The sequence below is a fragment of the Streptosporangium sp. NPDC003464 genome (genome assembly GCF_053588315.1).
The window spans coordinates 1-12,099 of record NZ_JBSFPS010000299.1; the positions used below are offsets into that span (position 1 = coordinate 1).

General features: G+C 73.4%; 10 protein-coding genes. 7 read left to right on the forward strand and 3 right to left on the reverse strand.

The window, feature by feature from the left end; translation table 11 throughout:
* Together ACWDS7_RS41095 and ACWDS7_RS41100 are read left to right on the forward strand one after the other, a co-directional pair.
* Positions 1-1,318, forward strand: a 1,318-nt coding sequence (locus ACWDS7_RS41095) for a methionine--tRNA ligase (RefSeq protein WP_451933695.1), incomplete at its 5' end; no start/stop codon positions are given.
* A 62-nt stretch (positions 1,319-1,380) separates the two neighbouring features.
* Entirely contained in the window at positions 1,381-2,241 is an 861-nt protein-coding gene (locus ACWDS7_RS41100; RefSeq protein ID WP_451933696.1) for a TatD family hydrolase, read from the forward strand.
* Positions 2,242-2,402: 161 nt separating this feature from the next.
* On the opposite strand, the gene ACWDS7_RS41105 is transcribed toward ACWDS7_RS41100, so the two are convergent.
* Together ACWDS7_RS41105 and ACWDS7_RS41110 are read right to left on the reverse strand one after the other, a co-directional pair.
* Complete coding sequence (locus tag ACWDS7_RS41105) at positions 2,403-3,785, reverse strand: hypothetical protein (protein ID WP_451933697.1); 1,383 nt, start codon at positions 3,783-3,785, stop codon at positions 2,403-2,405.
* Positions 3,782-5,407, reverse strand: a complete 1,626-nt coding sequence (locus ACWDS7_RS41110; protein WP_451933698.1) for a serine/threonine-protein kinase — start codon at positions 5,405-5,407, stop codon at positions 3,782-3,784. The genes ACWDS7_RS41105 and ACWDS7_RS41110 overlap by 4 nt, the downstream gene beginning before the upstream one ends.
* Before the next feature lie 162 nt (positions 5,408-5,569).
* On the opposite strand from ACWDS7_RS41110, the gene rsmA reads away from it, so the two are divergent.
* From rsmA to ACWDS7_RS41125, 3 genes are all read left to right on the forward strand, one after another.
* A complete protein-coding gene (gene rsmA / locus ACWDS7_RS41115) occupies positions 5,570-6,433 on the forward strand; it encodes a 16S rRNA (adenine(1518)-N(6)/adenine(1519)-N(6))-dimethyltransferase RsmA (protein ID WP_306863645.1) in 864 nt (287 codons plus the stop codon).
* 191 nt (positions 6,434-6,624) lie between these two features.
* A complete protein-coding gene (locus ACWDS7_RS41120; protein WP_306863648.1) occupies positions 6,625-7,527 on the forward strand; it encodes a 4-(cytidine 5'-diphospho)-2-C-methyl-D-erythritol kinase in 903 nt (300 codons plus the stop codon).
* A 27-nt stretch (positions 7,528-7,554) separates the two neighbouring features.
* The gene (locus ACWDS7_RS41125; protein WP_451933699.1) at positions 7,555-9,354 is read left to right on the forward strand and encodes an ATP-binding cassette domain-containing protein; all 1,800 of its coding nucleotides are present in this window, start codon (positions 7,555-7,557) and stop codon (positions 9,352-9,354) included.
* Between the two features lie 48 nt (positions 9,355-9,402).
* Here the strand turns inward: ACWDS7_RS41125 and ACWDS7_RS41130 are convergent, their stop codons facing one another.
* On the reverse strand, positions 9,403-9,933 hold the full coding sequence (locus tag ACWDS7_RS41130) for a MarR family winged helix-turn-helix transcriptional regulator (RefSeq protein WP_306863653.1): 531 nt from the start codon (positions 9,931-9,933) through the stop codon (positions 9,403-9,405).
* Between the two features lie 80 nt (positions 9,934-10,013).
* On the opposite strand from ACWDS7_RS41130, the gene ACWDS7_RS41135 reads away from it, so the two are divergent.
* Both ACWDS7_RS41135 and ACWDS7_RS41140 read left to right on the forward strand, forming a co-directional pair.
* A complete protein-coding gene (locus tag ACWDS7_RS41135; RefSeq protein WP_451933700.1) occupies positions 10,014-10,754 on the forward strand; it encodes a trans-aconitate 2-methyltransferase in 741 nt (246 codons plus the stop codon).
* 90 nt (positions 10,755-10,844) lie between these two features.
* Positions 10,845-12,099, forward strand: a 1,255-nt coding sequence (locus ACWDS7_RS41140) for a CYTH and CHAD domain-containing protein (RefSeq protein ID WP_451933701.1), incomplete at its 3' end; no start/stop codon positions are given.

Sequence of the window (12,099 nt, forward strand, 5' to 3'; positions counted from 1 at the left end):
CCAGTGCGACAACTGCGGCAACCAGCTCGACCCGATCCAGCTCATCAACCCGGTCAGCAAGATCAACGGTGAGACGCCGATCTTCGTCGAGACCGAGCACTTCATGCTCGACCTGCCGGCCTTCGCCGAGGTGCTCGGCTCCTGGCTGCAGTCCAAGCAGGGCGACTGGCGGCCCAACGTGCTGAAGTTCGCCCTCAACCTCCTGGGCGACCTGCAGCCCCGGGCGATCAGCCGCGACCTCGACTGGGGCGTGCCGATCCCGCTGGAGGGCTGGAGCGAGCAGGCCAACAAGCGGCTCTACGTCTGGTTCGACGCCGTCATCGGCTATCTCAGCGCCTCCATCGAGTGGGCCCGCCGCTCCGGCGACCCGGACGCCTGGCGGCAGTGGTGGCAGAACCCCGAGGCCCGTGGTTACTACTTCATGGGCAAGGACAACATCGTCTTCCACGCCGAGATCTGGCCGGCGATCCTGCTCGGCTACAACGGCCAGGGGGCCCGCGACGGCGCCCCCGGCTCGCTCGGCGCGCTGAGCCTGCCGTCGGAGGTCGTCTCCAGCGAGTTCCTGACCATGGAGGGGCGCAAGTTCTCCTCCTCCCGCCAGGTCGTCATCTACGTGCGCGACTTCCTGGCCCGCTACGACGCCGACGCGCTGCGCTACTACATCGCGGTGGCCGGCCCGGAGAACCAGGACACCGACTTCACCTGGTCGGAGTTCCTCAACCGCAACAACGGCGAGCTGGTGGCGGCCTGGGGAAACCTGGTCAACCGCTCGATCTCGATGGCCGCCAAGAACTTCGGCGTCATCCCCGAGGCGGGCGACCTCACCGACGCCGACCGCGCGATGCTGGAGCGGAGCCGGTCGGCCTTCCCGAAGGTCGGCGCCGAGCTTGAGCGCTCCCGGTTCAAGAACGGGATCACCGAGGCGTTCGACGTCATCCGCGAGGCCAACAAATATCTGGCCGAGCAGGAGCCGTGGAAGATCAAGGACAACCCCGAGCGGGTCAAGTCCATCCTCCACGTGGCCCTGCAGGTCGTCGACGACGCCAAGACCATGCTCACCCCCTTCCTCCCCAACTCCTCCAACAAGGTCTACGAGATGCTCGGCGGCACCGGCCTGTGGTCGGGCATGCCGGAGATCGAGGAGGTCGACGAGGAGGGCGGCCGCACCTACCCGATCATCACCGGCTCCTACGAGGGCGCCGCGCGCTGGGAGTCCACCCCGATCCGGGCCGGCATCCCGCTCGCCCCGCCGACCCCGCTGTTCCCCAAACTCGACCCCAAGATCGTCGATGAGGAGCTCGCCCGTCTGAGCGGGTGAGACGGGCCGCCCAGGCCCGCGCCCGGCGCGGGCCTGGGCGGCACCTCGATAGGTTGGACGGTGTGAGCACGACGAAGCTTCCCGCCGCCCCCGAGCCCCTGGCCACCGAGGTGTTCGACAGCCACTGCCACCTGGACATCATGGTGGGCAACCGCCAGGCGTCCTCCGGAGACCCCGTCGCCCAGGCCGCTCAGGCGGCCCGGGCGAGCGTCGAGGGGATCCTGCGGGAGGCCCGCGCGGTCGGCGTGACCCGGCTCGTCACGATCGGCTACGACCTGCCGTCCTCCCGCTGGAACGCCGAGACCGCGGGGCTCCACGACGGCGTCTACGCCGGGGTGGCGATCCACCCCAACGAGGCGCACGCCTCGACGCCGGAGACCCTCGCCGAGATCGAGGAGCTCGCCCGCCTCCCGCACGTCAGGGCGGTGGGGGAGACCGGGCTCGACTACTACCGCGACTGGGCCTCCAAGGACGACCAGCACGCCAGCTTCCGGGCCCACATCGAGATCGCCAAGCGGACCGGCAAGGCCCTGGTGATCCACGACCGCGAGGCCCACGACGACGTGCTGCGCGTGCTGGCCGAGCAGGGCGCCCCGGACGTCGTGGTCTTCCACAGCTTCTCCGGCGACGCCGAGATGGCCCGGCAGTGCGTCGAGGCCGGTTACTTCATGTCCTTCTCCGGGCCGGTCACCTACAAGAACGCCGCCTACCTCCGCGAGGCCGCGGCGGTCGCGCCCAAGGAGCTGATGCTCGTCGAGACGGACGCGCCCTACCTCCCGCCGACGCCGCACCGGGGCAAGCCCAACGCGCCCTATCTCATCCCCCTCACGCTCCGCTGCCTGGCCGAGGTCAAGGGGATGGGCGCGGACGAGCTGGCCGCGGCCGTCAACGCCAACGGGGAGACCGTCTTCGGCCACTGGTGACCGCCCCCGCCCGGCCGTCCCGCCCGGCCGTCCCGCCCGGCCGTCCCGCCCGGCTGTCCCGTCCGGTCGTCTCGTCCCGCCCCACCGCGCGGCCCCCCTGCGCGGCGCCGGGGCGGCGGGGAGCGTGACCGCACCCGCCCGTCCCGGCGGACGGCGGGCGGTCAGCCCACCGCCGCGCCGAAGTCGGCAGAGCCGCCGCCGGCGACGCCGGGCACCTCGCCGGTCCCCGGCGAGAGCGGGATCCCGGTGGCGTCGTTGCGGCCCAGCAGCGTCACCGCCCCCGCGGCGCCCCGGTCCGGCGCGCCGACCACCAGGCGGTTCCCGCTGAACCCCACCGACCAGCCGGAGCGGTCACCGGGCCCACCCCGCCCGACCAGCCGGGCCCGCCCCGGCTCCCGCACCGGCGTCAGCCATACGCCGCCCCGCTGGTCCGGCCCGTCGAACGGGACGCCGACGGCCAGCCGGGCGCCCGCCTCCCCGGTGAAGGCCAGCGAGAAGCCGTACCCCTCGCCCGCGGCGCCCTCCGCCCCCTGGTCGAAGGCGCCCGCGGCGGTGATCTCCGCGGTGCTGGACGCCTGGAAGAGCCGGACCAGCCCGGAGTCCTTCACCCGGCCGCCGTCGCCGAGCGGCGCGCTCACCGCCAGGTAGGCCACGTCGCCCTCCTCGGCGTAGGCCATCGCGTAACCGAACCGGTCGCCCGCGCCGGCGTCGGTGAGCTCGTGGAGGCTCCATCCCCGGCCGGCGTACGTCTCCCGGGAGCCGCGCACGTCGTAGATCACGGAGATCGCCCCCGAGTCGGGCGTGCCCGCGCCGTCCTGCCGCCCCGGCCCGTCGTCGTTCTCGTACGGCGCGCCGACCGCGAGGTCCGGCTCGCCGGGTGCGCCGCCCAGCCTGCCGACCGCCACGGACCAGCCGAACAGGTCGCCGGTCTCGCCGTTGCCGGAGACACCCCCGGTGTCCTGGGAGATCCGCCTGCCCCTGCCGAGCGTGCCGGCCTCGAACAGGTACGCCGCCCCGGCGTCGGTCACCCCGCCGACGTCCTCGTACGGCGCGCCGACCGCCACCACGCCTCCGCCGGAGGCCAGGGACCAGCCGAAGTGGGCGTCGGCCTCCGGTCCGGGGGCGACCACGCGGACCGCCGCCCGCTCCGCACCGCCGTACACGGCGTAGACCGCGCCCGCGTCGGCCCGTCCCGACACGTCGGCGTACGGCGCGCCGATCAGCAGGTCCGCGCACCGGTCGGCGTCGAGGTGGGTCAGCTTCACCGACCATCCGAAGCCGTCGCCCGCGGCGGGTACGGGGGCGCTCACGGCCCTGCCGCCCGTGCCCCGCCCGAACAGCACGTGCACGCTGCCGGCGCCGTCGACCCCGCCGGGGGCGGCGAACGGGTCGCCGACCACCGTGTCGTCGGTGCCGTCGCCGTCGAAGTCGCTCGCGCCCGCCCCGGAGCAGTCGGCGACGGAGACCGCGGGGACGGAGACCGCGGAGGCGGCGGGCAGCAGCGGGAGCGCGGCCGCGAGCAGCAGGGACGCCAGGATTCTCACGACAGCCTCACCTCGATCTCCGTCCCGCCCTCGATCACCCGGCCGGTCAGCTTCAGCGGCCTGCGGACCGGGGGCAGGTCGTAGACGAGCACGCCGTCCACCCTGCCGCCGGGGGCCAGAGCGGCCGGCAGGCCGGTCGAGACCGGCTCGGGGCTGTGGACCGCCCCGCGGTCGTCCAGCAGGGTGAGGGGGGCGCGGCTGAGCGGCGCCGCCCTGCCGGTGGCGTTGAGCAGGGTCCACCGGAGCACGCAGAACCGGCCGCGGGCCGGGACGGCGCCCCGGTAGCCGATCAGGCCGCACTGCGGGGCCCGCGGGATGATCAGTTGCGGGTCCTCGATGAGGGAGCCGGTGGCGATCCGCCTGCCCACGTCGGTGGCGCCGGTCGGGGCGACGCTCTCCCCCCGCGGCCCCTGCGTGGCCCTGTCGCCGGCGTTGACCAGCACGAGGGCCGTGACCGCCAGGGCCGCCGCCACGGCCGGTACGGCGAGCAGCCGGCGCCGTCGCGAGGGCCTCCCGGCGGGAGCCGCGCCGGGCGGCGCGGGAGCCGTACCCGGCGGGACGGGCCGCGTCCCGGGTGGGGCGGCCGCGGCCCGGGACGGCGAGGCCGAGGGGGCGTCCGTGCCCGGGACGGCCAGGGGCCGGGTGGAGTCGGGCTCCACATCGGCGGGAGGCTCCCACGACCGGTTCAGCATGTCGGTGGCGAGGGTGGGCGGGTCCGCCGTGGCCGGTGCCGCGATCCCGCCGCCGACCAGGGCGATCAGCAGATCCTGGGCGGTGGGCCGCTGGTAGGGGTCCATCGCGGTGGCCCGGCGGACCAGGTCGTCGAGCGGCGCGGGCAGCGCGCCCAGGTCGGGCGGGCTGTTCAGCAGCCGGGTGGCCATGGTGATCAGGTCACCCCGGCCGTAGGGGTGGCGGCCGTTGCCCGCGTAGGCGACCAGGCACCCCCAGGCGAAGACGTCGGCGGCCGGGGTGATCTCCAGGCCGCGCACCTGCTCGGGGGCCCACCAGCCGGGGCTGCCGAGGACCTCGCCCGACTGGGTGAAGCCCTGGGTGGAGTCCAGCGCCCGGGCGATGCCGAAGTCGATCACGCGGGGCCCGGACATCGACAGGATCACGTTGGCGGGTTTGAGGTCGCGGTGGACCAGCCCGGCGACGTGGATGGCGGCCAGCGCGGCGGCGACCCCGAGGGCCACGCCGTGCAGGGGGCCGGGTTCGAGCGCGCCGTGCAGCGCGATCTGGCGGGACAGCGGCGTGCCTGCGATGTATTCGGTGACCATGTACGGACGGTCGTCCTCGGCGTTGCCGTTGTCGAGCACCTGGGCGGTGCAGAAGGAGGCCACCCGCCGGGCGTTGCGCACCTCCGCGTGGAACCGAGCGGCGAACCCGTCCTCGACCGCGAACTCGGCCTTGACCATCTTGAGCGCCACCGGCCGGCCGGTGGGGGCCAGCGCGAGGTAGACGGTGCCCATGCCTCCCTCGCCGAGGCGGCCGAGCAGCCGGTAGTCCCTGACCTGCTCGGGATCGCCGGGGCGCAGCCCCTCGGCGCCGGCCTGGCTCACGTCCTCACCACGGGGCGGATCCCCTTCCTCGCCGACGATCCCCCGTGTGGCAACGTTATCCATAACGGAACCTCTCGTGTCCATCACGCGCCATCGCACTCTGTTCGATGCGCGAAACTTGTCGGATGACGTGGGGAGTGCAGCCGTGAGCGAACGCAGCGGACGAACGAACAGCAACAGCGGCCCGGTGGACGCAGGCGTCGTCCCTCCGGGCGGGGCACCAGCATGAGCCTTCTCGGTCCGGTGGAAATACGTAATTTGGCGGAGAAGCTGGATATCCGGCCGACGAAGAAGCTCGGCCAGAACTTCGTGATCGACGGCGGCACGGTCCGCCGGATCGTCCGGGTCGCCGGGCTGCGGCCCGACGACGTGGTCATCGAGGTCGGCCCCGGTCTGGGCTCGCTCACCCTCGCGCTGCTCCCCGAGGTCCGCCACGTGGTGGCGGTGGAGATCGACCCGGTCCTGGCCGCCCAGCTCCCGCTGACCGTCGCCGAGCGCGCCCCGGAGTCCGCCGGGCGCCTCACCGTCGTGCTGGCCGACGCCCTGCGGGTCCAGCCCGGCGACCTGCCGGAGGACGGGCCGACCGCGCTGGTGGCCAACCTGCCCTACAACGTCTCCGTCCCGGTGGTGCTGCACCTGCTGGAGACCCTGCCGTCCCTGCGCAGCATCCTGGTCATGGTCCAGTCCGAGGTCGCCGACCGGCTGGCCGCCGTGCCCGGCTCCAAGATCTACGGCATCCCCTCGGTCAAGGCGGCCTGGTACGCCGACGTCCGCCGGGCCGGGCCCGTCGGCCGCACGGTCTTCTGGCCGGTCCCCAACGTCGACTCCGGCCTCGTCGCGATGGCGCGCCGCGAGCCCCCGGCGACCAAGGCCACCCGCGAGGAGGTCTTCGCCGTCGTGGACGCCGCCTTCGCCCAGCGCCGCAAGACCCTGCGCGCCGCGCTGGCCTCCTGGGCCGGTACGGCCGCCGCCGCGGAGCGGGCGCTCCGGGCAGCGGGGATCGACCCCGCGCAGCGGGGCGAGCAGCTCACCGTCGAGGATTTCGCGCGGATCGCCGAGCACCGCGCGGAGGCGGAGGCGGCCGGCTGAGGGACCCGCGGAGGGGATCCGTGGAGGGACCCGTGACGGACGCCCGTGGAGGGGCCTGTGCCGGACGCCCGTGGCGGAGATCCGTGGTGGACGCCCGTGGCGGAGGCCCGCCGAGGGGGTCTGCGCGGGGTGGCCGGACACCCCGTTACGATCGGGACCGTGACGAGCAAGCGAGCGCCGATGAGGGACGCATGAACTCCGTGACCGTCCGTGTGCCCGCCAAGGTCAACCTGCAGCTGGCGGTCGGGCCGCTGCGCGACGACGGCTACCACGACCTGGTGAACGTCTTCCACGCCGTCTCGATCTTCGACGAGGTGACGGCCACGGCGGAGACCGGGATGAGCGTCCGGGTCGAGGGCGAGTCCGCCGACCAGGTGCCCGAGGACGACGACAACCTCGCCATCCAGGCCGCCCTCGCGCTGGCCAGGCACGCGGGCCGCTCCTACGGGGTGAACCTGGTCATCCGCAAGGCGATCCCGGTGGCGGGCGGCATGGCCGGCGGCAGCGCCGACGCCGCCGCCGCGCTGGTCGCCTGCAACGAGCTGTGGGGCCTGGGCCTGCCGATCGAGGACCTCCTGGAGATCGCCGCCGACCTCGGCAGCGACGTCCCGTTCGCGCTGCTCGGGGGGACGGCCGTCGGCACCGGCAGGGGAGAGCGGCTCACCCCGCTGGAGGTCGGGGGCACCTTCCACTGGGTGTTCGCCCTGGCCGACGGCGGCCTGTCCACGGCCAGGGTCTACGCCGAGTGCGACCGCCTGCGCGAGGCGACCGGTGAGAAGGTCGCCTGGCCCCAGGCCGCCGACCCGCTGCTGGCCGCGCTCCGCCGGGGCGACGCCAAGGCCCTCGGCGCCGAGCTGGCCAACGACCTGCAGCCCGCCGCCGTGATGCTCCGCCGCTCGCTGGCCCGCACCCTGGAGGCCGGCCGCGAGCACGGCGCCCTCGGCGACCTCGTCTCCGGTTCCGGCCCCACCTGCGCCTTCCTGGCCGATTCCGAGGCCCACGCCGAGCAGCTGGCCCTGTCCCTGAGGGCCGCGGGCGTGGCCCGCGACGTCATCACCGCCTACGGTCCCGTCCCCGGTCCGACGGTGGTATAGGCCGGGAGCCGATACCCTTGTAGGGCGATGAATCTGGTCAATCTTGAGTCGGTCTCCCACTCCTACGGTCCCAAGCCGCTGCTCAGCGACGTCTCCCTCGGCATCGAGGCGGGCGACCGCGTCGGGGTGGTCGGCCGCAACGGCGGCGGCAAGACCACGCTCATCTCGGTGATCGCCGGCGATCTCAAGCCCAACGGCGGGCGGGTCACCCACAGCCGGGGCCTGCACGTCGGCACCCTGTCCCAGGGCGACGACCTCGACCCGGCGCTGTCGGTGCAGGACATCGTCCTGGGGGGCAGGCCCGAGCACGAATGGGCCGGTGACGCGGGCATCCGCGAGATCCTGGCCAGCCTGCTCGGCGACATCGACCTCACCGCGCTCGCCGGCAGCCTGTCGGGCGGTGAGCGGCGCCGCACGGCCCTGGCCAAGCTGCTCATCGACGAGCACGATCTGATCATCCTGGACGAGCCCACCAACCACCTCGACATCGAGGCCATCGACTGGCTGGCCAGGCACCTGTCGGGCCGGAAGACCGCGCTGCTGGTCGTCACCCACGACCGGTGGTTCCTGGACGCGGTCTCCACCAGGACCTGGGAGGTCGTCGACGGCTCGGTCGAGCGCTACGAGGGCGGATACGCCGCCTACGTGCTCGCCAAGGCCGAGCGCGCCCGGATCGCCGCCGCCTCCGAGGCCCGCCGCCAGAACCTGATGCGCAAGGAGATCGCCTGGCTCCGCCGGGGCCCGCCCGCGCGCACCTCCAAGCCCAAGTTCCGCATCGAGGCGGCTCAGGCGCTGATCGCCGACGAGCCCCCGGCCCGGGAGAGCGTCGAGCTGGTCAAGTTCGCCGCCGCCCGGCTGGGCCGTACGGTCTACGACCTGGAGGACGTCACCCTGCACGCCGGCGGTCCGGGGCAGGGCCCGCTGGTCCTCGACCGCTCCACCTGGCAGTTCGGCCCGGGTGACCGGGTCGGCCTGATCGGCGTGAACGGCTCCGGCAAGTCCTCGGTGCTGCGTCTGCTGGCCGACACGGTCCAGCCCGACTCCGGCAGGGTCGTGCGGGGCCGTACGGTCCGCCTGGCGCACCTGTCGCAGGAGCTGGGCGAGCTCGACCCCACGCGCCGGGTGCTGGAGACCGTCGAGGAGGTCCGCAAGTTCATCCAGGTCGGCAAGAAGGAGTGGACCGCCTCCCAGCTCCTGGAGCGCCTCGGCTTCAAGGGCGATGCCCAGTGGAAGGTCGTCGGCGACCTGTCCGGCGGTGAGCGGCGCCGGCTCCAGCTGCTGCGCCTGCTGATGGACGACCCCAACGTGCTGCTGCTCGACGAGCCGACCAACGACCTCGACATCGAGACGCTCAACGAGCTGGAGGACCTGCTCGACGGCTGGCCCGGCACGCTGATCCTGGTCAGCCACGACCGTTACTTCCTGGAGCGGGTCTCCGACCGGATCGTCGCCCTGCTCGGCGACGGAAAGCTGTCGATGCTCCCCGGCGGCGTCGACGAATACCTGGCGCGCCGCGCCTCGGGAGCCGCGCTGTCGGCCCGGGCGGCCTCCGGCGCGGCGGCTCCGGCGACGGCCGCGGCCGCGCCGGCGCCCGCGTCCGGCCTGTCCGCCAAGGAGGAGCGCGAGCTCCGCAAGGATCTCTCCCGCCTGGAGCGCCAGCTCGACAGGCTGAGCGACCGCGAGGCCAAGCTGCACGCCTCCATGGCCGACGCCGCCGCCGACTACGGCCGCCTGGCCTCCCTCGACGCCGAGCTCAAGGACATCCTCGCGGAGAAGGACACGGTCGAGGGCGAATGGCTGGAGGTGGCCGACCGCCTCGGTGAATGAGGTCCGTCCGCCCCGATCGGTTTATCCCGTTCCACCGGGGAAGAGTGCTCAGTGCGCTCCGGTGTCGGTCGCGTCAAAAGGGACGAGTAGCGTGCGCAGCAGGCCCGCAAGGGCCTGCTGTTCATGTTTTCCGAGGCTGGCCAGCAGCTCGCGCTCGCGGCGGAGCAGGTCGGCGAAGGCGCTGTCCACCCGGCTCCGCCCGGCGTCGGTCAGGGAGACCAGGACCCCGCGCCGGTCCTCGGGGTCGGGGCGCCTGCGGACCAGCCCGGCGGCGGCGAGGCGGTCGATCCGGTTGGTCATCGTCCCGGAGGTGACCAGGGTCGCGCGGAGCAGGGCCCCGGGGCTCAGTTCGTACGGCTCGCCGGCTCTGCGCAGGGCCGTGAGCACGTCGAACTCCCAGTTCTCCAGGTCGTGCTCGGCGAAGGAGGCCCGGCGGGCGCGGTCCAGGTGGCGGGCGAGCCGGGAGACCCGGCTGAGCACCTGGAGCGGCTCCACGTCCAGGTCGGGCCGTTCCTGGTGCCAGGCGGCGACCAGCCGGTCGACCTCGTCCGCGTCGTGGTCCGCATGGTGCAGGGTCATGCCACGATTCTATCTCTCTTGACATCGAGATATCCCGCTCGATATCAATTATCTTGATGTCAAGAGATATATGGGACCCCGTGATCTACGGTCGCTACGCCGACGAGCGCGCGCGGCCCTTCTTCGACCTCGTCGCAAGGATATCGGCCGAGCGTCCGGGCTACGTGGTGGACGCCGGCTGCGGCAGCGGCGAGCTCACCGCCGAGCTGGCCAGACGCTGGCCGGAGGCCGACGTCCACGGCTTCGACTCCTCTCCGGCGATGATCGGCGAGGCCCCGGCCGGCGGCCGGCTGACCTTCTCCGTCGGCGACGTCACGCGATGGCGGCCCGAGCGGCCGGTGGACGTGATCGTCTCCAACGCGGTCCTGCAGTGGGTGCCCGAGCACCGGGAGCTGCTGCCGCGCTGGGTCGGCGCGCTCGCCCCGGAGGGCTGGCTCGCCTTCCAGGTGCCGGGCAACTTCGACGCCCCCAGCCACGCCCTGGTCCGCGAGCTGTGCCGGACGCGATGGCGCGACCGGCTCGGTGACCTGGCCAGGGAGTCGCCGGTCGACGGCCCGGCCGGCTATCTCGACCTGCTCGCCGCGCGGGGCTGCCGGGTGGACGCCTGGGAGACCACCTACCTGCATGTGCTCCCCGGTGAGAACGCCGTGCTCAGATGGATCGCCGGCACCGCGCTGCGCCCCATGCTCGACCGGCTGGACCCCGGCGAGGCGGACGCCTTCCTCGGCGACTGCGCCGCTCTGCTGGAGGAGGCGTACCCACGCCGGCCGTACGGGACGGTCTTCCCCTTCCGGCGTATCTTCGTGGTGGCCCAGAAATGATCGATTGCCCAGAGTTTCTAGACGGATAACCGGGCATCAATAAATACTGCTAGAACGCGGTAGATATCTGGGTAAATCAGAGGATGACCGGTGGCAATCGAGATCGAGGACAAATTCGACGTACCGGTGGACTATGAGATCCCCGAGCTGGCCGACATACCGGGAATCGCGGAAGCCGTCGGGCCCAAGTCCCATCAGCTCGTCGCGCTCTACTTCGACACCCCCGACCTGAGACTCGCCACCCGGGGCATCACCCTGCGGCGGCGCAGGGGCGGGACCGATCCCGGCTGGCACCTCAAACTGCCCCAGGCCAAGGGCGTCAAGCAGGAGATCACCCATCCCCTGACCCGGAGCATCAAGGCCGTCCCCCCGGAGCTGGCGGATCTCGTGCTCGCCTACACCCGGGGCGCCCCCCTCGCCCCGATCGCCGAGCTCGTCACCCGCCGCGGGGTGACCACGCTGGTCAACGGCGCGGGCGTGCGGCTGGTGGAGATCGCCGACGACCGGGTCAAGGGCACGGTGTTCGGCGCCGAGCCCCACACCGAGCGCTGGCGCGAGGTCGAGGCGGAGCTGGTCGAGGGCGACGAGAAGCTGCTCCGCAAGACCGGCAAGCGGCTGGCCAGAGCCGGGGCCGTCCCCGCGGGCTCCGCCAGCAAGCTCTCCCGCCTGCTCAACGCCGTCACGCCCGTCCCCGAGCCACCGCGTGCCGAGACCAGGTCGGGGTCGGCCGGCGAGGTCGTCATGGGCTACCTCTCCGCCCAGGCCGGCGCCCTGCTCGCCCAGGACCCCCGGGTACGGCGGGCCGAGGAGGACGCTGTGCACCAGATGCGCGTGGCCAGCCGCAGGCTCCGCAGCGCCCTGAAGTCGTTCAGGACGATCGTCGAAGGGAGCGAGCACCTCCAGGAGGAGCTCAAGTGGCTCGGCCGGATCCTCGGCGAGGCGCGTGACCTGGAGGTCATCCGGGCGCGGTTCGCCGGCAGGCTCGACGGCCTGGACGGCGCCATGGTCGTGGGTCCGGTGCGGGCGCGGCTCAGCTCCGACCTGCTGGACGCCGAGCACGAGGCCTACGACCGGATCAGGGAGACGCTCGGCGGGGAACGCTACTTCGCCCTGCTCGACGCCCTCGACGACGTGGTGGGCACCCCCGTGCTCGGCAAGGCCGCCCGCAGGCCCGCCGGGACCCTGGACGCCGTGGCCGCCAAGGGCTGGCGCCGGGTCACCCGGGCCTACGACAGGGCCCGGGCCGTCGAGGAGGTGGCCAAGGCCCGCGGCGAGGCGCTCAGCGCCTGGCGGGCCGTCCCCGGCCATGTCGAGGTGTCGCCGGCCGACGCCGTCATGGCCATGC